We start from the raw sequence: 21,814 nt of genomic DNA, 5'->3' as shown, positions 1-21,814 counted from the left end.
GGCGACGACCGCAAGCGGTGTCGCCCGCGCCGCACCGATCACGCTGCCACCGGCTCGCGGTAGCGCTCTGCCACATCGCGGCGGCTGAGGTCGCCTTGCATCGCCAGGCGCTGTGCGTTCAGCGCCGACCATTGGCCTTCATCGGCGAGCGGCGGGATCGTCACGGTTTCGCGCCGGTCGAACCCGGTCAGCGCCGCGTCGACCAGATCGCCGGCCTCCATCACCATCTCCGCCGGGAAGGCGTCGACATCCTTGCCGGAACGCTCCCAGATCTCGGTCCGCGTCGCGCCGGGCAATACGGCCTGGACATAGACGCCTTCGGGGGCGAGCTGGTTGGCGAGCGACTGGCTGAGGTTGAGCAGATGCGCCTTGGAGCCGCTATAGACGCCGTCGAACATTTCGGGCGCGAGCGCCAGGACCGAAGCGATGTTGACGATCGCGCCCGCTTTGCGCGCGACGAAAGCCTTGGCCGCCGCGCCGGCGAGGCGGGTGGGGGCGGTGATGTTGAGTGCGATCAGCCGCTCGATCTGATCAGGTTCATTGTCGAGCAGCGTCCCGTTGAGCGACATGCCGGCATTGTTGACCAGCAGCGAGATCGCGGCATCGTCGGCAAGCCGTGCCTCGATCGCCGCGACATCGGCGCGGTCGGTCAGGTCGGCGCGAACCACCTCGATGGTGCGCCCGGTTTCGGCGCGCAGCCGCGTGGCCAACATGTCCATCCGCCCCGCATCACGCGCGACCAGGATCAGGTCATAGCCGCGATGCGCAATCCGGTCGGCATAGACGGCGCCGATGCCCGTTGATGCGCCGGTGATCAGCGCGGTTCCCTTAATAGTCGATGACATTCTTCGTCTCCCGGACCGGCCCGATGCCTAGTCACTTGCATTTAGATAGTAAGTCACTATTCTTTTGCAATGGACACGAAAAAAATGAGCGAAGGCACCTGCCCGGTCGGGCGCGGCCTGGCCCGGACGGGCGATGCGTGGAGCATGCTGATCCTGCGCGACGCAGCGCTTGGCCTGACCCGCTTCGACGAATTCCAGCGCAGCCTGGGCATCGCGCCCAACATCCTGACGCGGCGGCTCGCGGCACTGGTGCGCGACGGGGTGTTCGAACGGCGGCGCTATAGCGAGCGGCCGCCACGCGACGAATATGTGCTGACCGAGTGTGGGCGCGACTATTTGCCGATCCTGTCCGCGCTCGGCGCGTGGGGTGCGCGCTACTTTGGTGAAGGCGGTGTGTCGCGACTGGTTGAGGCTGATACCGGCCGCACCATCGACCCGGTTGTGGTCGACCGCGCGACCGGCCGGCCGCTTGACGAGATTGACCTGCGTACGATGTTGCCGGGCGGGGCTGGATAGAGCGGCGCCGGGTTGAGTGGAATTACCTTCCCCCGTTCGTGCTGAGCCTGTCGAAGCACCGTCCTTCTTCTCTTCCGCCGGAAAGAGAAGAACGGCCCTTCGACAGGCTCAGGGCGAACGGAAGGGGGCATCAGTTCAGCTCGAAGCCGTTCCGGCTTGCGACGCGCCTCCGTGATCAGCGGCCCATTGCCAGGATCGCCGCCCATTGCGCATCGGACACCGGTGAGACGGAGAGCCGCGACTGGCGCAGCATTTCCATACCCGCCAGTTTCGGCTCGGCCTTCATCGCCGCCAGCGTCACTGGCTTGGCCAGTGGTTCGAGCGGCTTGACCGCGACCGATACCCAGCGCGCTTCCTCGCCATCCTGTTGTGCGGTGCGCGTCACCTCGACTGTGCCGACCGCAGCCTTGTCCTTGCCCGAATGATAGAAGAAGGCGCGGTCGCCGACCGCCATGGCCTTGAGGTGCAAGGCGGCCGCCGGATTGCGCACGCCGGTCCATTCCGTCTGCCGCTCGGCGAGCAGGTCGTTCCAGCTGTAGCTTTCGGGTTCGGACTTGAGCAGCCAGTACGCCATGCGATCCTCCAGTGGTTTGCGGTAAGCTAAACGCCCGCTTAACATGTCATTCCGGCTCAGTTCAGCCCGACTCGAATATTGTGTGAAACAAGCTGGCATGGTCCCGCGTTTCGGCACCAGCGAATTTGTTTTCCCGACTTGAGGAGGTCGACATGAAGAATATGATGAAAAAGGCCGTGCTCGGGGCGACGCTTGCCGCAACCGCGCTGACGGCCGCAGCGCCTGCCGATGCGCAGCGTTATCGCCGCCATTACCACCGCGGCAACGACGCCGGTGTCGCTGTCGTTGCCGGTATAGCCGGTCTGGCGATCGGTGCGGCCATTGCATCCGACGGCCGCCGCAGCCGCGACCGCGACATCTATTATCGCGACCGGGGCTATGACCCCTATTATGACGATAACTATTATCGTGAGCGCGGTTACTACCCGAACGACGGCTATTATGCCTGGCGCTACCGCGACCGCTATGCCAGCTGCCATATCGAACGGCGCTGGGACCCCTATTACCGCCAGCCGGTACGGGTGCGGGTCTGCTACTGATCCGGAAAAGACCGATACGAACGGCGGCGCGGTTAACACCCGCGCCGCTTTCATATGGGCTGGCATCCGGCGCGATTTTGCGTCAAAGCGCGCCGCTATGACCGATACACCTCCCGACCGCCTGTCCTCCAACCCGCGCAGCCCGTTCTTCGATGAGGAAAAGCTGTCGCGCGGCATTGGCATCCGCTTCAAGGAGCGCGAACGCCATGACGTCGAGGAATATTGCATTTCCGAAGGCTGGATCCGCGTCGCGCTCGGCAAGAAGGTCGATCGCAAGGGCAATCCGCTGACGCTGAAATATAGCGGCCCGGTCGAGGCCTGGTTTGAGCGCCCCGCCGAGGGCGCAGAGGAAACGCCCGGGGCGTAGTTCCGCCGGGCCTGCGCGCCGCTTGCGGCCGCACCGCGTTCGACAATCATTCTGTTGGGTTTCTGGCCGTGATCAGCCGCGATATGTCGTGGTTGATGCAAAATAGCCACGCCCGTAACGAAATCGCGCCTGGCGAAGTTGCCACTTATTCCCGGTCCTTTTACGCTCTCCATTCTGACGCTTCATCACGAAGATAGTATGCGTTTCAGGAGAGGAAATAACATGATCGGTCGATCGGGAAATAGACTGAAAGTGCGGTTAACTGTTAGTGCCGCCGCAATTGTTATACTTGCTAGCCCAAGCTATGCACAGGAGGCGCCCGAGGACAGCAGCGACATCATCGTCACCGCGACCAAGCGGTCGACGACGATCCAGAACGTGCCTTTCTCGATCAATGCCCAGACCGCCGAGGATATCGAGCGCGCTCATGCCAACTCGCTTGAGGATGTGTCGCGCAATGTCGCCGGTCTCGCGGTGCAGAATCTCGGGCCGGGCCAGAGCCAGGTGGCGATCCGCGGCGTTTCCGCCGGCCAGGTCGCGCGCGACCAGCCCGGCGTGAAGGAGCAGGTCGGCGTCTATCTCGATGAATCGGTGATTTCGCTATCGCTCTTCACTCCCGATCTCGACCTGTTCGATCTCAACCGCATCGAAACGCTGCGCGGGCCACAGGGCACGCTGTTCGGATCCGGGTCGGTTGGCGGCACGTTGCGCTACATCACCAATCAGCCGCGCACCGACCGGGTCGAGGGCCAGGTCGAGGGTAATGTGAACATCGTCGATGAGGGCGATGTCGGCGGTTCGATCAAGGGCATGATCAACCTGCCCTTGTCGGACAAGGCGGCGCTGCGCGCGGTCGGCTATTATACCCGCTATGCCGGCTTCATCGATGCACGGCGGCCGGGCGGCAAGGTCGACGAGAATATCAATGACGGCTGGCGGGCCGGCGGGCGTGTCTCACTGCTGCTGGAGCCGGTGGACGACCTCAAGATCACCCCGCGCGTGGTGTATCAGAAAATCCACGTCAACGGGTTCAACCGGCAGGAAGTCTATAACCTGTTCGCCAACCCCTATACCACGACCGCTGCGGGCCGTCCGCCGGTGACGCTGGATAAGCGCCAGCAATATCTGATGCTCGACGAGAAGTTCGAGGACGAGATTCTGCTCGGCGACCTGACGATCGAGGCCACGCATGGGCCGGTCACGGTCACCTCGGTCACCAGCTATACCGATCGCAACATCCTGGTCAGCCGCGATGCCAGCGCACTCACCAACAGCGTGTTCATCGATGTCGGTTTTGCGCCTGCGGGCCAGGCACTGCCGGCCAATCTGGTCGATACCACCAAGGTGAAGCAATTTACCCAGGAACTGCGGTTCGCGTCGGCCGATACCGGTCCATTCCAATGGCTTGTCGGTGGCTTCTATTCGTCGGTGGATCGCAAATATTCGCAGCGTCTGCCAACGCCCGGCACCGATGCGTTTGCCGATGCGCGGTTCGGCGCCGGTTTCTCCCTGTCGCAGCGCAACGGATTTGGGGCGGATTCGCCGTACAACGCCGATATTCCCTATAAACTGAAACAGCTCTCGATCTTCGGCGAAGCGAGCTACGAACTGACCGAGGCGCTGAAGGCGACGCTGGGCGGCCGCTATTATACCTTCAACGAGGAACGCGTGTTCCACTCGGGTGGCTTCTTCACCAATCTCGACAATAATCGCGACAAGACGTCGTCCGAAGGCTTCTCGCCACGCGCCCTGTTGAGCTTCAAGGCGTCCCAGAACGTCACGTTCAACGCGCAGGTCTCCAAGGGCTTCCGGCTCGGCGGGGTGAACGATCCGCTCAATCTGCCGCTGTGCAGTGGTGGTGCGACCGGCCCCGATGCTCGCACCTTCGGCAATCGGCCGCGCTATGACGATGAATCGCTGTGGAACTATGAAGGCGGGGTCAAGACGCACTTTGGCGGCATCACCTTCAACGCTGCGGCTTTCTATACCAAGATCACGAATCTGCAGGTCACGGCGGATGCCGGAAGCTGCTCCTCGCGCGTCGTGTTCAACGTGCCCAAGGCGCATACCATGGGTATCGAGGCGGAATTCTCGCTGACCCCGGCCCAGGGCCTGGATCTGTCGATTTCGGGCAGCCTGCTTCAGTCCGAATTCGATTCCACGCTGACCCGGCCCGATGGCTCGGTGATCGAGGGAATCCGGGACGGTAATCGCTTGCCCTCGGTACCGAAGTTCCAGATCTCCGCCAGTGCGACCTATAACTTCCCGCTGGGTGCGGACACTGAAGGCTATATCGGGGCATCGTTCCAGCATGTCGGCAGCCGCTTCACCCAGCCTGGCGACCAGGAGAATAATCCGCGCAGCTTCGTGCACGGGCTGCCCTTTGGCGGCGCGCCGGCGAATGCCACCACGGTGGTCGATCTGGAGCTACCGGAATATGAACTCGTCGGCCTGAGTGCAGGCGTCAACCTGCCCAACGACCTGGGCGTGTCGGTCTATGTCAACAATCTGCTCGACGAAAACCCGCTGCTGTCGTTCGACCGCGAGCGTGGTGGCCGTGCACGGCTCGGCTTTGCCGTCGGCCAGCCACGGACGATCGGGCTGACCGTCCGCAAGGGGTTCTGACGGGGGAGATCGAGGCCGGTATGAGGTGACGCCGTTGCCCCTGGGCGCGGCGTCACCGACCAGCTCGGGGATGCCTCCCTGAGATCTTGTTTCCTGCCTCCGAGAGTGCACGGGAGGATCGGCAAGCATCTTCATTGTGCCTGGGTCCCAAGGCGCGCGACGGCACTTGAAGGCGGGCGAGAAAGTGACGCTGGATCAGTTTCTGCAAAGGCACGATTCATCAACTTCTGCCCGCTAGCCGGATCTGGCAGGAGGCCGAATGTCGGGAACGATTACCTATACGTTGAACGAGCAGGACGTCGTCGTCGCGCAACGCGCGCAATATGGACGCCGCGCCAGCTCCCGCCGATCTCTGGGCCATAAGACTCTCGCCCTCGCGATCCTTTGGCTGGGCGGATTCGCAATCAACCTGCTGGAAGACGCGACATGGGCAGATGCGGCGCGCTCTGCCTCAATCTTTTGCGCGGCGATCGTCGTACCCTTATTGCTGCTGATGTTTATGGGGTACGGCCTGGCCGGATATCAGGCGCGGCGGCTCTTCCGGCAGCAGCGCACTCTTCGTGAGGAATATCGGACGAGCTGGACCGACGAAGGATTGGACCTTCGCAGCGCGGCGGTTACGGCCGTCATGGCGTGGAGCGACTTCCACAGTTGGGGGCAGGAAACATCAGGATATCTGATTTATCTCAGTGACTATAATTGTTACGTCCTGCCGCGCCGCTGCTTTACCGACACGCAATGGACCGACCTTGAAGAGACGCTTGTCCGGAGCGGCCTGCCGAGAAGGGGAGCCAAAGTGGCCGCCAGCCGGGTACGCCCGAGCCAGGCTGACGCAGAGAAAGCACGGATCCGTCGGTGGGGGATCGCGGCCTGGTCCAATCCCGGCCGGGTAGCGTTGCTGTGGGTAATCCTTGCTTTCCTCACGATCATTGACACCATCATCTTCCCCAATCGCGGCGGCGCGGTCAGTGGGATACTGTTCCTGTCCGGCGCGCCCGTCCTTGCCGCCTTGCTGGCTGGTTGGGTCCTGCGACTACGCTCCGCGACGCTGGGGCTTGCCGCGATCTTCCTTGCCATCGCGATCGTCTTCCAGGGAGAATGGCTGCTCTCCAAATTCGTCGTGCCACAGGGCCAGGAGGACGGGTTCTTCGCTCCCCTGGCCGGCGCGATGACCCTGGTCGCGATCCTGCCAGTCTGGCTGCGCTTCTCGCACAGCAATGCAAAACGAGCCGGGGCTGCCACCGGCCTCCTGATCGCCACGATCGCCATCGCCGCCTGGTTTTCCCAGGCGGACCTGACCTTCTACCGTGCCTCGGCGCAGGCGCGATCGCTACTAGGCTTCGGCCCCTCCGAGCAGGAAAACGCGACTGACGAGAGCATCGCCGCGATGCGCGACATCCCCGTCGATCGCCTGTGGGGCGCGCAGCCGGGGCTGGTGGAGAAGGCGGTTGAGGGCCTGTCGCCTCGCATTCCCGGCCGATCCAACGTCTACGCCATCGCCGTCGCCGGGGATGGACAGCAACAGCTCTTCTCGCGGGAGGCTCATCTTGCGCTGCGGGTCGCTGCGACGCGCTATGGCGGGGAGTATCGCGGCGGTGTGCTGCTCTCCAATGGCGTGGCTGATGTCCTCCATGCGCCGTTCGCAACCCAGGACAATATGGCAGCGGCAGCCCGCGGCCTTGGACGCAGGATCGATCCCGTCCGCGACATTGCGTTCGTCTATCTGGCCTCGCACGGATCGCAAGACGCCGAACTCGCGACCGTCCTTCCGACCTATGACGATCTGACCCCGATCTCTGCCGCCTCGGTCGCCGACGCACTGGCGCGTGCGGGGATCAGGCGGCGCATCATTATCGTATCGGCCTGTTTTTCGGGCAGCTGGATCCCTGCGCTGGCGAATGACGATACGATCGTGATCACTGCGGCGCGGAAGGACCGTAGCTCCTTCGGTTGCGACGATAGGCGCTCCGTGACGTATTTCGGCGAGGCCTTCCTGAAGGGACCTCTGGCACAGAGTGTCTCGTTGCGTGACGCGTTCGAGGCCGCGCGGCGCACGATACTAGGCTGGGAAGCCGGGGATCATCTGACCCCATCCGAGCCGCAGGTCTTCGTCGGCCGGAACATGCAGGCGCTTTGGACGCAGGCGGGCAGTGCTCGTCGCTAAGGACTGGAAGAAACTCCGCCGACGACGCTGCCTGGAGGGTATGTCACCGAAATGCCCCGGACGTTCATTTGTGAAGGTTCAACGGTTCATCCTCATGCGCAGTATTCCGCAACCTCGTTAGCGGCCATAGAGGCAGCATCGCAAATGAGCGGGGGGGAAGCATGTCCAGCTACGAGATATTCGATTATCAAGGCGGACGCGATGCCGAGGTTGCCGCGCTCATTCTGACGATCCAGCGCGTTGACGTTGGACTCCATGTTCCGATCGAGGAGCAGCCTGAACTTCTTGATATCGGGCGTGCTTACCGCGACGGTGGGTTTTGGATCGCTATAGCTGGTGGCGAGATCGTCGGCACGATCGGGATGATGCGCTATGGGGAAAGCGGCGTACTGAAGAAACTGTTCGTTCGGCACGACCATCGCGGACCGGGTGGTGCGTCCCATGCTTTGTACGACAAAGCGGCCAAATGGGCTGCGATGCACGGCCTCAACGCGATTTTTTTGGATACCCCGTCGGTCGCGACGCGCTCGCATGCCTTCTACCAGCGCCGGGGATTCCGCATTGTGGACCGCTCCGAACTACCGGAAGGCTATGACTTCCCGGATCGCGATAGCATGATCTTCAAACTGGATATGTCTTTGCAACTGGTGCGGACGGGGTAAGCAGCGGCCGGCGACGAGGCGTTCCTTCCGCGTGTGGCCTTCTCGTTTCTTGGTCGAGGAGTGGGAAGGCGACTAGATCGTCAGCGTCAGGATCGGCCGGCTCCACGTCGCCTTGATCGTCGGGGCTTTTGTGCCGGTGACGATCGCGCCCATCGCCTGATAGAAGCCGACCGACGGCGGGTGGGAAACGATCTTGATGGCAACGATTCCCCGTCGCTTCGCTTCGCCTGTCATGTGCCGGAAGAGCATCAAGCCCAAGCCACTGCCCTGCGCGCTATCCGCTACGAACATCAGGTCCAGCTCCGGCTCTCCTCCGAGGGTCAAGCTATAGAAGCCGCATGTTTCACCATCTCGCTCGGCGATGTGGAAAACGTCCTGCTCTATCTGCGAGGGCGTGATCGCGTAGTCGTCGAGGATACTCGCATAGCTTCCGCGATAGGCGGCCGAAGCGTGCATCAGTTCGGTCAGTGCCGCCGCATCCTCGGGGATAGCAGGGCGGATTGTAATCACTGCTCTCACTTATCACCGCCATCACTTCCCTACAATCTAGGGCCATGCTGGGGGCCGGCGGTCTTCCTATTGGGGATCGCTTTCGGGAAAGTCAGCCATGTCGGCAGACGGCAAACATTGTTGTCCGCGTTTCCGAAACCTGCCTGTCCACAGTCCGGCCCTTCCGCACATTAGCGTGATCAAACTCCTGGAATACTCCCGGACGAAATCGTTCCCAGAAGGGGAAAGGGTTGGAGAAATAGCTCATCATTGAGACTGGGTAGGGCGCTCCCGACGAACGGTTCCTGGTCCGATCTGGCGTCATCCGACGCCGGAATCCCCGCTGGCAACAGGGAAATTCGGTACATCGGCCGCCCAGCTATCCATTTCATGGATAGCAGAAGGCGATTCCTATCAATGCCATTTATACCAGGAATCGCTGTACTACGGTCTAACCCATTGCTATACCATGATAATCATGGGATTTGGCACGATTGACAGCGTGCCTCGCCCGCCCCGCGCCGGAATATGGCACAATAGGGTGTCCCATATCTCTCGCCGTCTCCCGGCAGCCGCGCCACCGACGCGATTCAACCATCACGCAGGATCGGGCATGACATGCCTTGCCGGACTGACGCCGGCGCGCTCTTTCTTAGTGTCGAGAACAGCATAGCCACAGCGCCGCCGGCGCAGGGGCTTCGCCTGTCGTCAGCCGGGTCGGGTTGGCGTCACCGCCAGGCGAACACCGCCTGCGCGTCGGTCTCGATCGATTTCATCGCCGACCGGTAAGGGCCCGGCCCATAGCTGATCCGCGACACCCCGGCATCGGCCAGCGCCGCGGTCGAGGGCACGCCGGGGAACGCCATGATGTTGACCGGCAGTTCGACCGCGTCGCACAGCCGCGCGATCAGCTTGGCATCGGCGAGGCCCGGCGCGAAAAAGCCGCTCGCGCCCGCCGCCGCATAGGCAGCCGCGCGCTTGATCGCGGTATCGACCATCGCCTTGTCATGGGTGTCCTGCGCTGCCTGCAGGAAGATGTCGGTGCGCGCATTGATGAAGAAATCCGTGCCCGCGCCGACCCGTGCCGCAGCGATGCGGCTGACCTGCACCGGGATCGGGTGCAGGCTGTTCTCGCCGACCACCTGGTCCTCGAAATTGCAGCCGACCGCGCCGGTCGCGGCAAGCCGCGCGATATTGGCGGCGACATCCTCGGGTTCGACGGCATAGCCGCCTTCGAAATCGATCGTCACCGGCAGTGAGACTGCGCCTGAGATCCGCGCCGCGCCGGCCAGGGCGAGCTCCAGCGGAAAGGCCTCGCCATCGTCGAAGCCCTGCGCCGCGGCAACCGACCAGCTGCCGGTCGCGATCGCCTTGGCGCCGGCCCCCGCCACGGCCCGCGCGCTGCCCACATCCCATGCATTGTACAGGATCAGCGGGTCGCCAGCGACATGCAGGGCGGCAAAGGTCAGTGCCTTGGACATCGGTATTTCTCTCCGTCGCGTGCGCTCAGCCGTTTGAAAATTCGCGAAAAGGGCGAATTTAAAAAGGCGGCGCCGGCCCGCTCTCCCTCCCGGCTACCCACAGAATATCCTGAACGAGTGGCCGGGAGGGGGAGCGGACCGACGCCGCGCAAAATGCGCCGGAGCGCATGTTCAGACAAGCCCTTAGTGGACGAACCGCGCGACCACGTCGCGATAACTGCGGCTGACCTTAACCTGTGCGCCGGATCCGAGCACCAGGAAGCATTCGCCATTGGTGTGCGGCTTCACTTCCTTGACCAGGTCGAGATTGACGATGGTCGAGCGGTGCACGCGCTGGAAACGGCGCGGGTCGAGGCGCTTTTCCAGATCCTTCATCGTTTCGCGCAGGATCAGCGTGTTGTCGCCGGTATAGATGCACATATAGTCGCCGGCCGCGTCGATACGCTCGATCGTATCGACATCGACGCGGAAGATCTGGCCGCGATCCTTGATGTTGATCAGCTTCTCGAAACGGTTCGACGATACCTGGTCGCCACCATCGGTGAGATTTTCGACCGAATCCGGTGCAACCTCGGCCAGCACTTCCTTCAGCCGATCGACTTCCTCGACGCCGCGCTTCTCGGTCAGGCGCTGACGCACCCGGTCCAGCGTGTCGGCAAGCCGGCTCTCCTCGACCGGCTTCATCAGATAATCGACTGCCTGCGCCTCGAACGCCTTCACGGCGTGATCGGAAAAGGCGGTGACGAACACGAACAGCGGCGGTTCGACCTCCATCAATCCCTGCACGACGGAAAAGCCGTCGAATCCGGGCATCTGGATGTCGAGAAACACCAGGTCGGGCTTGTGCGTCTTGATCGCGCGGATCGCTTCGCGGCCATTCTGGCATTTGTCGATGATCTCGACATCATCGTGCGCCTGCAGTCGAAGTTCGAGGCCCTGGATTGCCAGTGGCTCGTCATCGACCAAAATCGTTCTAATCGTCATGCGACCTCTCTAGGTTCTCGCGCCGGCTCACCGAGCTGGAACGGTATTTCGATCTCGACCTTGAACCCGCCGGTGGGCAGGGACCCGGTCTCGAAACGGTGGTCGGGGCCAAAAGCCTGCACCAGCCGCTCCCTGATATTGGCAAGGCCAACCCCGGTTGAAAGGCTTGGACGTGCTTTCATTTCATTCAACCCCGGTCCGGTGTCGGATACGGCGATCTGCACCCGATCCCCGGCGAGCCGCGCCACCACGGCGATTTCGGCGCCCTCTTCCTTCGGCGTGACGGCATATTTGATCGCGTTTTCGACCAACGGCTGGAGTAGCAAAGAAGGCAGTCGCGCCATTGCGACGCGCGGATCGATCTCGAAATTCGGCCGCAGCCGGTCCTCGAAGCGCATCTTCTCGATTTCGAGATAGAGTTTCAGCGTCTCGACCTCCTGCGCGATGGTGACATGCGCGGTCGGCTCATTGGCCAGAGTATAGCGCAGGAAGGAGGACAGGCGGCTGAGCATCGCATTCGCCCGTTCGGTCTGTTTCAGCAGCACCAGGGTCGAGATCGAATTGAGCGTGTTGAACAGGAAATGCGGGTTGAGCTGATAGCGCAGCATGGCGAGCTGCGCCGACGAGGCTTGATTGCCCAAGGCTTCAAGCTGGTCGATCTGTTCCTCGACGATCAGGTAGAAATTGATCCCGAAATAAAGCGCCGACCAGCCCGCCAGCACGGTGAAGTTGAGGAATACCGTGCCAAGCACGAGGTTGAGATTAAGCCCGGGATTGGCGAGCTTGATGAACGAGAAAGAGAAAGCGTCGAGCACCGAATAGAGCAGGGTCGCGATCACCAGCGTCACGATGGTGAGCAGGATCCCGCTGATCCGCCGCAGCCCGCGGAAATAGCCGTAGAGCGTGGAAAGCAGCAGCGTGATGCAATAGCCGACGATCGATTCGATGATCACCGGGATGAGCACGTCGAGCGACGGTCCGTTGGAAATGCTCGAGACGCTGCGCAGGATCAGATAGCCGGTCCAGCCCGCCGCCTGCAGGGTCCAGAAGGCGCGGCTTTTCTCCTCGAAAAAAGGACGCGAGAAGATATCGGGCTTTTTCAGCGCCGGAATCGCCGGGATGGGAAGGGCTGACATTCGACCTGTCTTACTATGGCTGGGATGCCAGTGCAAAACTGTGTATGACAAGTGCCGTAGGAGAGACGCCATGAACGTGACCCCAGATCGCGCCCAGTTCACCGCCATGACCGAAGGGACACAGGAAGACTGGAGCCTGATCGGCAGCCATTTTCGCGAATTTTCAAAGGGGTTGCCGGCGCGCGTTCTCACCCATCTGAAGCTGCTTGACGGCGATTATGGCGGCTTTCCGGTCGATCGCCTGGAACATTCGCTGCAGACCGCGACGCGCGCGCACCGTGACGGCCGTGACGAGGCCTATGTGGTGATGGCGCTGCTCCACGATATCGGCGACACGCTCGGGTCGTTCAATCATCCGGAGATCGGCGCGGCGATGCTGCGCCCGTTCGTCTCGGAGGAAGTGCACTGGATCGCCAATACCCACGGCGTGTTCCAGGGCTATTATTTCTTCCATTATATCGGCGGCGACCGCGACATGCGCGAGCAGTATCGCGGCCATCCGCATTTCGAGGCCTGCGCCGAATTCTGCGAGAAATACGACCAGTCCGCGTTCGACCCCAATTACGACAGCGCGCCGCTTGAGTTCTTCGAGCCGATGGTCGGTCGGGTGATGTCGCGCCCGATCAACAGCATCTACGCCAAGGTGAGCGAGGTGGCTTAACGCCGCCGGGGTGCCGGACGGAGAAGCCCGATATACCCGGGGGCTGAATACCATTAGCCGCCACGATGGACCAAATGTCCACTTGCCGATCCGCCGCGGCTGATCCAAACCCGCGCGGCAATGGGGGGCCGTCATTCCATCAGCGCCGCACGGCGCAGCCTGATCCTCGCGATCTTCGCGTGCGCGATTCTGGTGCGTGCGCTGGTTCCGGCGGGATGGATGCCGACGATGGGCGCCAATGGCGGCATCGTCATTTCGATGTGCACCGGCATGGGCGCGGTCGAGATGGTGCTCGCGCCCGACGGCACGCTGCACGAAAAGGCGCCGGTCAAGCATGACGGCGCGACCGATCATCCCTGTACCTTTGCCGGGCTGGGCCAGGCCTTTGCCGCCGCCGATCCGGTGGCGATGCCGGTTCCGTTGCCGGCGGACTTCGCCGAACCGCCGCTGACGCCTCAGCTGGTGTCGATCGGCCGCGGCCTCGCCGCGCCGCCGCCGCCGCAAACCGGACCACCGCTCCTCGTCTGAACCCTTACGCGCCTGAGGGCGCACCCGTTCGGACAGGAAAATTTCAATGCCATTCACCGTGCGCGCCGTGTTGCGCGCGTCATTCTATGTGGTCGCTGCCGCGATCGCGCTCCCCGCCCATGCCGCCGATGACGATCAGAACAAGGATGATATCCTTGTCGTTGGGCAAAAAGACGCCCCGATCTCGATCGAGCCGCGCGGCCTCTCGGTCAGCCTGGGCCAGGATCAGTTCGACGGCGTCAATGCCTTCAACACCGAGGATCTGATCAAATATGCGCCCGATTTCTTCGTGCGCACCCGTTATATCGGCGACAATAACGCCGTGCCCGGCTTTCGCGGCACGCACAGCGCACAGAGCGCCCGGTCGCTGGTGATGGTCGACGGCTTCGTCGTCTCCAACTTTCTCGGCAATTCGTTCGGCTTTCCGCCCGCCTGGGGCATTGTCAGCCCGACCGAAGTCAAGCAGTTCGACATTGTCTACGGCCCCTATTCGGCGCGCTATCCGGGCAATTCGATGGGCGGCATCGTCAACATCACCACCCGCGCGCCCGACCGCAACGAAGCGTTCGGCACCGTACAGGCCTTCGTCCAGCCCTATCGCCAATATGGCACGCGCGACGATTTCTACGGCTATGCCGCCGAGGCCGGCTTCGCGCTGAATGGCGACAACAGCCCCTTCGGCTTTCGCGCCTCGGTGCGGCGGCTGCGCAACGACAGCCAGCCGATGCAATATTATCAGTTCGGCTATTCCGCTGCGCTGTACGACAGACCCAATGACGGCACGCCGGTCACCGGTGCCTATGCCGATCCGGCACTGATTCCGGTCGCCGGGACCAAATTGGTCGCCCCGGTGATCGGTGATTACAGCTCGGTCGCGACGCGACAGGATCAGGTGCGTGCCCAATTGCGCTTCGATCAGGGCGAGTTCCATGCCGAAGCCTTGTTCACTTATTGGTGGAACCGCGAAGAGACGCTCCACCCGAAAACCTATCTGCGCGATGCGGCGGGCAATCCCTTTTATGGCGACGCGACACAGCGGGCGAGCTTCGACGGTCACACCTACACGCTCAATCCCGCGACCAATTTCCGCCTCGGCCTCGCTGCCAAGGACGAATGGCTGGCCGGGCTGAAGCTGGAGGGACCGGTCGCCGGCTTCGACGTGCGCGCCAATCTCTCGACCCTGCGCTTCGACCGGCAGGAAAGCCGCAGCTCGAACGGCTATGCCGCCGGCATCGCCAATGGCGCAGGGCAAGTGACCGAGCAGGGGCCGACCGGCTGGTACACTGGCGACCTGCTCGTCACCCGGACACTCGGCAGCCATGACATCGCGTTCGGGGTGAACGGCAATATCTACGAAACCGATCAGTCGGTGTTCGACACGACCAACTGGCGCGCCGCCAGCGGCCGGACTCAGCGCACCCGCACCTTTGGCCGGACGCGCACGATCGGCGTTTTCGCCGAGGACGCGATCGCTCTCGATGCCGATACGCTGCTGACCCTTGGCCTGCGCGCGGATTGGTGGCGTGCCTATGATGGTGGCCTGACGGCACGCGCGACCAGTGGCGCGCAGGCCGGGCAGTTGGTCATGCAGCGTTATGCCGCGCGTACCGAAGCCGCATTCAGCCCCAAGCTCGCGCTCAAGCGCGGCCTGGGCGATGGCTGGGCGGCCGAACTCAGCCTTGCGCTTGCAACGCGGTTCCCGACCGTGGGGGAGCTGTTTCAGGGATCGCTCAATGGCGATGGCAGCTTCAACCGGAACAGTTTCGATCCGAACCTGAAGCCGGAGAAGAGCAGTGACGCGAATTTCCTGCTGCGCAAGCGTTTCGGACCGGTCACGCTGACCGGCAGCCTGTTCTATCAGCGCATCCGCGATGCGATCTTCAGTTATGTCGGCTTCAATCAGGCCGGCGTGTCGACCTCCAACTTCAAGAATATCGATGTGACCCGACAATATGGCGCGGAGCTGATCGCCGAGGTCCGTAACTGGCCGGCACGTGGGTTCGATATTGACGCCAATGCCGCCTGGATCGATGCCGAGACCGTGCGCAACCGCGCCGATCGCGCCTCGGAAGGGGTACAATTCCCGCGCATCCCGAGCTGGCGCTTCAACGGCAATCTGCGCTGGCGGCTGTTGCCGTCACTGCAGGCGGTGGTCGGCGTCCGTTATGCCAGCCGACCCAATACCGATCTCGACGGCCTGCAGCGCGGTGACGCTTATGGTTATACCTCCGAACTCTTCGCGCTCGACGTGAAGGCCAATGTCGATCTGGCGCGCAACCTGCGTCTGTCGGCCGGGGTCAATAATCTCACCAATGACAGCGCCTGGGTCTTCCACCCTTATCCGCAACGCACCTTCGTCATCGAAGCGGGGATCAAGCTATGAGCGTCAAGCTGCCCGGAACCCGCTGGTACAATGCCGTGTGGCGCTGGCATTTCTATGCCGCCCTGCTGTGCGTGCCGTTCGTCATCTGGCTCGCGCTGACCGGCACGGTCTACACCTGGAAGCCACAGATCGAGGGATGGATCGACCGGCCCTATGACACGCTGTCGGTCGCGCCGGCGGCCAGCGTCGAGGCGCAGGTCGCCGCCGCGCTTGCGGCGGTACCGGGCGCCCGACTGCACAAATATGAGCTGCCCGCAGGGCCCGGCCATGCCGCGCGCGTGATCGTCAGTGCCGGCAAGGTGCAGACTCGCGTCTATGTCGATCCGGCAACGCTCCGTGTGCTGAAACAGGTCGGCGAGGAGGAGCGTTTCATGCGCTACGTCTTCCGCCTGCACGGTGAATTGATGGTGGGCAATGCGGGCAGCTATCTGGTCGAGCTCGCCGCCTGTTGGGCGATCGTGATGATCCTGACCGGTCTGTATCTGTGGTGGCCGCGCGGCGCGGTGGGGTTGGGCGGGATACTCTATCCGCGCTTGCGCCAGGGGCGCCGTTTGTTCTGGCGCGATATCCATGCGGTGTCGGGGATCTGGGTATCATTGCTGGCGCTTGGCCTGATCACCACCGGGCTGCCCTGGGCCAAGGCCTGGGGAAGCTATTTCAAGGAAGTCCGCGCCGTGACCGGCACTGCCGATGGCCCGGTCGACTGGCCGACCGGCACCACGCCTGCAGCCACCCCACCCGGCGAACGCGCGATGCTCGATGAGCATGCCGAGCATATGGGCATGTCGATGGCGCACCTCGCGCCGCGTCCGGGTGATCTCGACCGCGTGGTGCGCACCATCGTTCCGCTGCGCATCGCACCGCCCGTGCTGGTCGCGCCGCCGGCGGACGGGGCGCAGGTCTGGACCGTTACCTCGGATGCGGACAATCGTCCGCTGCGCACGCAACTGACCGTCGATGGCCGCAGTGGAGAGATTCTCAGCCGGCGCGATTTCGGCCAGCGCCACTGGGTTGACCGCGCGGTCGGGTACGGCATCGCCGCGCATGAGGGGGCGTTGTTCGGTATCGCCAACCAGCTGCTCGGCACGCTCGCCGCCTTGCTGCTGGTGACGCTCGCGGTGTCGGGGACGGTGCTGTGGTGGCGCCGGCGGCCAATCGGCCTGATCGGCGCGCCGATCCCGCTATCCCGACCGCGTTTCGGGCCGGTGCTGATTGGCGTCGTGGCGTTGCTTGGCATCCTGCTGCCGCTGTTCGGCGCCTCGCTGATCGCCGTGCTGGCGATCGAGCGGCTGGCGCTGCGGCGCGTGCCGCCCGCGCGCCGCTGGCTCGGGTTGCGCACGGCCTAGCAAAAAAACCGATCGTACTGAGCTTGTCGAAGCACCGTCTTTCTTCTCCGATATCAGAGAAAGAAGAGCGGCTCTTCGACAGGCTCAGGGCGAACCGGGAGGAGAGCTCCCTCAGCTTACCAGATGTGAACGCGCTGCTCGGGCGGCAAATACAGCTTGTCGCCCGGCTTTACGTCGAACGCCGCATACCAGGCATCGACATTGCGCAGGATGCCGTTGACCCGGAACATCGCCGGCGAGTGCGGATCGGTGAGCAGCAATTGCCGCGCCAGAGCCTCGCGCCGCTTGCTCTGCCATGCCTGGGCAAAAGAAAGGAAGAAGCGCTGATCGCCCGTCAGCCCGCCGATCACTGGCGCCTTGCCGTGCTTCTGCTGATAGATCTTGTAAGCGGTATAAGCCGCTTCGACCCCGCCCAGATCGCCGATATTCTCGCCCAGGGTCAGCTTGCCGTTGATCTTGGTGCCGGGGACCGGCTCATACTGGTCATATTGCGCGGCCAGCGCGCCGGTGCTGCTCTTGAAGGCGGCGGTCGCGGCCGGCGTCCACCAATTCTCGAACTTGCCGGTCGGTCCGAACTGGCTGCCCTGATCGTCGAAGCCATGGCCCATTTCATGGCCAATGATCGCGCCGATCGCACCGTAATTGACCGCCGGATCGGCATTGGGATCGAAATAGGGCGGCTGCAGGATTGCCGCCGGGAAGGTGATCTGGTTCGACAGCGGATTGTAATAGGCGTTCACCGTCTGCGGCGTCATGTCCCACAGGCTGCGATCGACCGGCTTAGGGAAGCGCGACAGCTGCAGCTGATGCTCGAACTCGCCCGAACGCATCGCATTGCCGAGCAGATCGCCGCGCTCCACTTTCAATGCCGAATAATCGACATAACGGACCGGATGACCGATGCGCGGCTCGAACGCCGCCAGCTTGACCAGCGCCGCCTTGCGGGTCGCATCGTCCATCCAGGTCGATCCGGCAATGCGCTGCTGATAGGCCTCACGCAGATTCTCGATCAGCTCGCCCATCTGCGCTTCGGCCGCAGGCGGGAAATATTTCGCGACATAGATCTGGCCGACCGCTTCGCCGAGCGACCCGTTCATCAGCTGGATGCCGCGCTTCCAGCGATCGCGCTGCACCTGCACGCCGGACAGGGTCTTGGAAAAGAAATTGAACTGCGCGTCGTCGAACGCCTTGGGCAGGAAGGTCGCGTGGTCGCTGACGAAGTGGAACGCCATATAATCCTTCCAGGTTTGCAGCGGCGTCGCCACCAGCAGCTTGCCCATCGCGGTCAGCGCGGTGTTCTGTGTCATCAGCACGGTCGGCGATGCATCGAGGCCTGAGGTTTTCAGCAGCAACGCCCAGTCGAACTCCGGCGCCTTTTTCTCCAGTCCGGCCAGCGGCTGCGGATCGTTCAGCTTGGCGATGTCGCGGCTTTGCTCGGGCGACCATTGCTCCTTGGCCATGGCGGTTTCGAGCGCCATGATCGCATCGGCCTTGGCGCTGGCGTCGGGGATGCCGGCCAGTTCCTGGATCTGCTGGATATAGGCGCGGTAGGCCTTGCGATAGCCGTCATATTTCTCGCCCGGCAGCAGATAATTGTCGCGCGCCATGCCCAGGCCACCCTGACCCGCAGCCGCGGTGTAGCGCGTTGGATCGGCCAGGTCGGGGATGATGCCGATCTCGACCGGCGAGGCATAGCCCACGGTCGCGAACAAAGTCTGCAGCCCGGTCAGATCATTCACCGCGGCGATCTTCGCGAGATAGGGCTTCAGCGGCGCCGTGCCCTTCGCCTCGATCCCGGCGGAATCCATCCAGCTGGCGTAGAAATCGCCGACCTGCTTGCCGGTCGCGCCATATTGCGCTGGGTTGGCGGCCATGTCGTCGAGGATCTTGCGGACATTGACTTCCGCTTCATCGGACAGGATCGATCCGAAGCCGGCCGAGCCCTTGTCGGCTGCGATCTCGGTCTTCGCGGCCCAGCCGCCATTGGCATAGGTCCAGAAATCGTCGCCCGGCTTTACCCCGGCTTGGCGGGCGGTTTGGTCGATGCCGAATGTACCGTAGCGCGCCGCTTTCGTTGCCGCATCCTTGGACAGCGCAGGGATCGCGAGGGCGATGGCGGCGGTGGCCGCGGTGAGACGAACGAGAACGGAAATGCGCATGGGGTGCCCCTCTTAAGGTGTATTGCCGTGGCATAGCGGTGAGCCGGATATGAGGCAATCGGCAGGGCGTGCCGCTCACAGCATAAAAGAGCCGTTTGTAATTATCGATAATTTTGATAGCGTCGCTTGCGATGGCATCGATCGATCCGAAGAACGAGGCAGATTCGCCGACGCGCACGCGTTCGGTGCTGCTGTTCCTGCTGCTGATGTTCCTCGTCTCGTCGCTCAACATGGCGGATCGCCAGCTGATCGGCATCGCCGCTCAGCCAATCAAGCGCGAATTCGGCTTGTCCGACACGATGATCGGCCTGCTTGGCGGAACGGCCTTCGCACTGGTCTATCCGCCGCTCGGCCTGCCGCTGGCCTGGGTCGCGGACCGGTTCAACCGGCGCAACCTGCTCGCCTGGTGCCTGGCCTGGTGGAGTGCGGCGACGATGCTGTGCGGCTTCGTCACGGCCCCGCTCGGGCTGTTGCTGTCGCGGATCGGCGTGGCGGCGGGGGAGGCGGGCTATGCCCCGACCAGCCATTCGCTGATCGCCGACACGATCGCGCCGGAACGCCGGTCGAGCGCCTTTGCCGTGCTGGTCGCCGGGATTTCCGCCGGGACCTTCATCGCCATGGTCGGCGGCGGCTGGCTGACTCAGCATTATGGCTGGCGCACCGCTTTTATCGCGATCGGCGCGCCCGGCGTGCTGGTCGCGATCCTCGTCCGGCTGCTGATCAGGGAGCCGGTGAGAACGACCATGCCGGGCGGCTCGCCCTGGCCGGCCTACAAGCGGTTGCTCGGCAGCGCACCGTTCCGCCGGTGCGTGGCGGGATCGGCTCTGCATCTGATGGTGACCTATGGGCTGGTCTGGGCCGTGCCCTGGCTCGAACGCAGCCATGGTATCGGCCCGGCCAGGGCTGGGTTGCTGCTCGGCACGATCGGTGCGGCGGCGGGGCTGATCGGCAGTCTGGCGGGCGGCGCGATCGGCGATCGCCTCGCGCGGAGCGACCGGCGCTGGCTCGGCTGGTGGCCGGCGGTCACGGTGCTGGCCGCGGCGGCGTTCGGCGTGCCGGCATTGCTGACCGAGTCGCTGACTCTGGCGCTGCTTGGGCTCGCCGCCGCGACCTTCCTCAATGCGCTGTATCAGCCATCGACCTATGCGCTGGTTCAGGGCGTTGCCGGCGCGGGCGAACGGGCAAGTGCGGCCGCGCTGATGATCTTCATCCAGAATCTGATCGGCCTCGGCCTGGGCCCGGCCTGTGTCGGTTTCGCGAGCGATCTGCTGACGCCGGAATTCGGTGCGGGTGCGCTGGGCATTGCACTGGCCGGATTGTTTCTGGTCAACGGCCTGTCGGCGACGGCATTCTACCGCGCGGGCCGCGCGCTTGGGCCAGGCGAGATGGGGCCGGGCAAGATGGGAGAGTGATGATGCAGGACGCGACGACCATGGCGAAGCCCGGGCTGCAGCGCCCCGATCATGTCGAAATCTTCGCGCGCGCGCCGCAGCAATCCTATGACCATATCCGCGTCGACAAACTGACCCCGGCGATCGGCGCGGAGATTTCGGGCGTCGATCTCAACGCCGACATCGCACCGGAAGTCTTTGCCGAGATCGAGCGCGCCTTTGCCGACCATCTGGTGATATTCTTTCGCGACCAGCATTTGTCGGCTGAACGGCACATCGCCTTTGGGCGGATGTTCGGTGATCTCCACATTCATCCCGCCGCGCCGAGCGAGCCCGGCCATCCCGAACTGATGGTCATCGCGGCGGATGAGAACAGCGTGCGCGCCAATGGCGAGGGCTGGCACAGCGACGTGTCATGCGATGCCGAACCGCCGCTCGGCTCCATGCTCTATATTCGCGAATGCCCCCCGGTTGGCGGCGATACATTGTTCGCCAATATGTATGCCGCCTATGACGCGCTGTCGGACCGGATGAAGGCCTATCTCGCGGATCTGCGCGCGGTACATGACGGCGAGCATGTCTATCGCGGCCTGTATGCCGATCTCGGCGTGGCGGACCGGCCGAAATATCCGCGCTCGATCCATCCGGTGGTGCGCACTCATCCGGTGACAGGGCGCAAGGCGCTGTTCGTCAATTCCGGCTTCACAACCGGGCTGGTCGGTGCCGCGCCGCATGAAAGCGCAGCGGTGCTGCGCCATCTGTTCGACCATCTGGCGCACCCGATGTTCCAGTGCCGCTTCCGCTGGACGCCGGGCACGCTCGCCTTTTGGGACAATCGCTGCGCCCAGCACCATGCGATCTGGGATTACTGGCCGGCGCGGCGTTACGGCAACCGGGTGACGATCAAGGGCGATGTGCCGGTATAAGCAGTAGGGCGGCGGCCCTTTCAGGCCGCCGCATTGGT

General features: G+C 63.4%; 19 protein-coding genes. 12 read left to right on the top strand and 7 right to left on the bottom strand.

Annotated elements, in window-relative coordinates; all coding sequences use genetic code 11:
• Positions 1-38: 38 nt before the first annotated feature.
• A complete protein-coding gene (locus ACRECS_RS20860; RefSeq protein ID WP_431584880.1) occupies positions 39-845 on the bottom strand; it encodes an SDR family NAD(P)-dependent oxidoreductase in 807 nt (268 codons plus the stop codon).
• Between the two features lie 84 nt (positions 846-929).
• Between ACRECS_RS20860 and ACRECS_RS20855 the strand changes: the two genes are divergently transcribed.
• Positions 930-1,361, top strand: coding sequence for a winged helix-turn-helix transcriptional regulator (locus ACRECS_RS20855; RefSeq protein ID WP_431584879.1), 432 nt, complete (start codon positions 930-932; stop codon positions 1,359-1,361).
• A gap of 175 nt (positions 1,362-1,536) precedes the next feature.
• Here ACRECS_RS20855 and ACRECS_RS20850 read toward each other — a convergent pair whose 3' ends face one another.
• Positions 1,537-1,935 carry an EVE domain-containing protein gene (locus tag ACRECS_RS20850; RefSeq protein ID WP_431584878.1) on the bottom strand — a complete coding sequence of 133 codons (399 nt, stop codon included), beginning with the start codon at positions 1,933-1,935 and terminating at the stop codon, positions 1,537-1,539.
• Between the two features lie 152 nt (positions 1,936-2,087).
• Here ACRECS_RS20850 and ACRECS_RS20845 point away from each other — a divergent pair, with 152 nt between their 5' ends.
• The 5 genes from ACRECS_RS20845 to ACRECS_RS20825 all read left to right on the top strand — a co-directional run bounded on the left by ACRECS_RS20845 (position 2,088) and on the right by ACRECS_RS20825 (position 8,292).
• Positions 2,088-2,474, top strand: a complete 387-nt coding sequence (locus ACRECS_RS20845; RefSeq protein WP_431584877.1) for a hypothetical protein — start codon at positions 2,088-2,090, stop codon at positions 2,472-2,474.
• Positions 2,475-2,571: 97 nt separating this feature from the next.
• A complete protein-coding gene (locus ACRECS_RS20840; RefSeq protein ID WP_431584876.1) occupies positions 2,572-2,841 on the top strand; it encodes a DUF3297 family protein in 270 nt (89 codons plus the stop codon).
• Positions 2,842-3,063: 222 nt separating this feature from the next.
• Complete coding sequence (locus tag ACRECS_RS20835; RefSeq protein WP_431584875.1) at positions 3,064-5,466, top strand: TonB-dependent receptor; 2,403 nt, start codon at positions 3,064-3,066, stop codon at positions 5,464-5,466.
• A gap of 259 nt (positions 5,467-5,725) precedes the next feature.
• Positions 5,726-7,630: a C13 family peptidase gene (locus ACRECS_RS20830; RefSeq protein WP_431584874.1), complete on the top strand. Its 1,905-nt coding sequence runs from the start codon at positions 5,726-5,728 to the stop codon at positions 7,628-7,630.
• 161 nt (positions 7,631-7,791) lie between these two features.
• Positions 7,792-8,292, top strand: coding sequence for a GNAT family N-acetyltransferase (locus ACRECS_RS20825; protein ID WP_431584873.1), 501 nt, complete (start codon positions 7,792-7,794; stop codon positions 8,290-8,292).
• Between the two features lie 72 nt (positions 8,293-8,364).
• Here ACRECS_RS20825 and ACRECS_RS20820 read toward each other — a convergent pair whose 3' ends face one another.
• The 4 genes from ACRECS_RS20820 to ACRECS_RS20805 form a co-directional block, all read right to left on the bottom strand.
• Complete coding sequence (locus tag ACRECS_RS20820; protein ID WP_431584872.1) at positions 8,365-8,811, bottom strand: GNAT family N-acetyltransferase; 447 nt, start codon at positions 8,809-8,811, stop codon at positions 8,365-8,367.
• Between the two features lie 698 nt (positions 8,812-9,509).
• A complete protein-coding gene (locus tag ACRECS_RS20815) occupies positions 9,510-10,262 on the bottom strand; it encodes an isocitrate lyase/PEP mutase family protein (RefSeq protein ID WP_431584871.1) in 753 nt (250 codons plus the stop codon).
• 183 nt (positions 10,263-10,445) lie between these two features.
• Positions 10,446-11,246 carry a LytR/AlgR family response regulator transcription factor gene (locus ACRECS_RS20810; RefSeq protein ID WP_431584870.1) on the bottom strand — a complete coding sequence of 267 codons (801 nt, stop codon included), beginning with the start codon at positions 11,244-11,246 and terminating at the stop codon, positions 10,446-10,448.
• Complete coding sequence (locus tag ACRECS_RS20805; RefSeq protein ID WP_431584869.1) at positions 11,243-12,382, bottom strand: sensor histidine kinase; 1,140 nt, start codon at positions 12,380-12,382, stop codon at positions 11,243-11,245. Before ACRECS_RS20805 ends, ACRECS_RS20810 begins: the two co-directional genes overlap by 4 nt.
• 70 nt (positions 12,383-12,452) lie before the next feature.
• Here ACRECS_RS20805 and ACRECS_RS20800 point away from each other — a divergent pair, with 70 nt between their 5' ends.
• From ACRECS_RS20800 to ACRECS_RS20785, 4 genes are all read left to right on the top strand, one after another.
• A complete protein-coding gene (locus ACRECS_RS20800) occupies positions 12,453-13,043 on the top strand; it encodes an HD domain-containing protein (RefSeq protein WP_431584868.1) in 591 nt (196 codons plus the stop codon).
• 120 nt (positions 13,044-13,163) lie between these two features.
• Positions 13,164-13,571 (top strand): hypothetical protein, encoded by a 408-nt coding sequence (locus ACRECS_RS20795; RefSeq protein WP_431584867.1) that lies wholly within the window; start codon positions 13,164-13,166, stop codon positions 13,569-13,571.
• Between the two features lie 46 nt (positions 13,572-13,617).
• The gene (locus tag ACRECS_RS20790; RefSeq protein ID WP_431584866.1) at positions 13,618-15,954 is read left to right on the top strand and encodes a TonB-dependent receptor; all 2,337 of its coding nucleotides are present in this window, start codon (positions 13,618-13,620) and stop codon (positions 15,952-15,954) included.
• Positions 15,951-17,300, top strand: coding sequence for a PepSY-associated TM helix domain-containing protein (locus ACRECS_RS20785; RefSeq protein ID WP_431584865.1), 1,350 nt, complete (start codon positions 15,951-15,953; stop codon positions 17,298-17,300). Before ACRECS_RS20790 ends, ACRECS_RS20785 begins: the two co-directional genes overlap by 4 nt.
• A 116-nt stretch (positions 17,301-17,416) precedes the next feature.
• On the opposite strand, the gene ACRECS_RS20780 is transcribed toward ACRECS_RS20785, so the two are convergent.
• Entirely contained in the window at positions 17,417-19,459 is a 2,043-nt protein-coding gene (locus ACRECS_RS20780) for a M13 family metallopeptidase (RefSeq protein WP_431584864.1), read from the bottom strand.
• A 131-nt stretch (positions 19,460-19,590) separates the two neighbouring features.
• Between ACRECS_RS20780 and ACRECS_RS20775 the strand changes: the two genes are divergently transcribed.
• A complete protein-coding gene (locus tag ACRECS_RS20775) occupies positions 19,591-20,871 on the top strand; it encodes a spinster family MFS transporter (RefSeq protein ID WP_431584863.1) in 1,281 nt (426 codons plus the stop codon).
• Between the two features lie 2 nt (positions 20,872-20,873).
• Positions 20,874-21,776, top strand: a complete 903-nt coding sequence (locus ACRECS_RS20770; protein ID WP_431584862.1) for a TauD/TfdA dioxygenase family protein — start codon at positions 20,874-20,876, stop codon at positions 21,774-21,776.
• Positions 21,777-21,814 lie beyond the last annotated feature (38 nt).

It is taken from the genome of Sphingomonas sp. (genome assembly GCF_050725575.1).
Taxonomy (GTDB): Bacteria; Pseudomonadota; Alphaproteobacteria; order Sphingomonadales; family Sphingomonadaceae; genus Sphingomonas.
The sequence above is the reverse complement of the archived record's forward strand: the minus strand, read 5'-3'. Positions and strand labels throughout refer to the sequence as shown.

Excerpts from the sequence above, each read along its gene's own strand:
- ACRECS_RS20860 (WP_431584880.1), bottom strand. The coding sequence starts at position 845 with ATGTCATCGACTATTAAGGGAACCGCGCTGATCACCGGCGCATCAACG.
- ACRECS_RS20855 (WP_431584879.1), top strand. The coding sequence starts at position 930 with ATGAGCGAAGGCACCTGCCCGGTCGGGCGCGGCCTGGCCCGGACGGGC.
- ACRECS_RS20850 (WP_431584878.1), bottom strand. The coding sequence starts at position 1,935 with ATGGCGTACTGGCTGCTCAAGTCCGAACCCGAAAGCTACAGCTGGAAC.
- ACRECS_RS20845 (WP_431584877.1), top strand. The coding sequence starts at position 2,088 with ATGAAGAATATGATGAAAAAGGCCGTGCTCGGGGCGACGCTTGCCGCA.
- ACRECS_RS20840 (WP_431584876.1), top strand. The coding sequence starts at position 2,572 with ATGACCGATACACCTCCCGACCGCCTGTCCTCCAACCCGCGCAGCCCG.
- ACRECS_RS20835 (WP_431584875.1), top strand. The coding sequence starts at position 3,064 with ATGATCGGTCGATCGGGAAATAGACTGAAAGTGCGGTTAACTGTTAGT.
- ACRECS_RS20830 (WP_431584874.1), top strand. The coding sequence starts at position 5,726 with ATGTCGGGAACGATTACCTATACGTTGAACGAGCAGGACGTCGTCGTC.
- ACRECS_RS20825 (WP_431584873.1), top strand. The coding sequence starts at position 7,792 with ATGTCCAGCTACGAGATATTCGATTATCAAGGCGGACGCGATGCCGAG.
- ACRECS_RS20815 (WP_431584871.1), bottom strand. The coding sequence starts at position 10,262 with ATGTCCAAGGCACTGACCTTTGCCGCCCTGCATGTCGCTGGCGACCCG.
- ACRECS_RS20810 (WP_431584870.1), bottom strand. The coding sequence starts at position 11,246 with ATGACGATTAGAACGATTTTGGTCGATGACGAGCCACTGGCAATCCAG.
- ACRECS_RS20805 (WP_431584869.1), bottom strand. The coding sequence starts at position 12,382 with ATGTCAGCCCTTCCCATCCCGGCGATTCCGGCGCTGAAAAAGCCCGAT.
- ACRECS_RS20800 (WP_431584868.1), top strand. The coding sequence starts at position 12,453 with ATGAACGTGACCCCAGATCGCGCCCAGTTCACCGCCATGACCGAAGGG.
- ACRECS_RS20795 (WP_431584867.1), top strand. The coding sequence starts at position 13,164 with ATGGGGGGCCGTCATTCCATCAGCGCCGCACGGCGCAGCCTGATCCTC.
- ACRECS_RS20790 (WP_431584866.1), top strand. The coding sequence starts at position 13,618 with ATGCCATTCACCGTGCGCGCCGTGTTGCGCGCGTCATTCTATGTGGTC.
- ACRECS_RS20785 (WP_431584865.1), top strand. The coding sequence starts at position 15,951 with ATGAGCGTCAAGCTGCCCGGAACCCGCTGGTACAATGCCGTGTGGCGC.
- ACRECS_RS20780 (WP_431584864.1), bottom strand. The coding sequence starts at position 19,459 with ATGCGCATTTCCGTTCTCGTTCGTCTCACCGCGGCCACCGCCGCCATC.
- ACRECS_RS20775 (WP_431584863.1), top strand. The coding sequence starts at position 19,591 with ATGGCATCGATCGATCCGAAGAACGAGGCAGATTCGCCGACGCGCACG.
- ACRECS_RS20770 (WP_431584862.1), top strand. The coding sequence starts at position 20,874 with ATGCAGGACGCGACGACCATGGCGAAGCCCGGGCTGCAGCGCCCCGAT.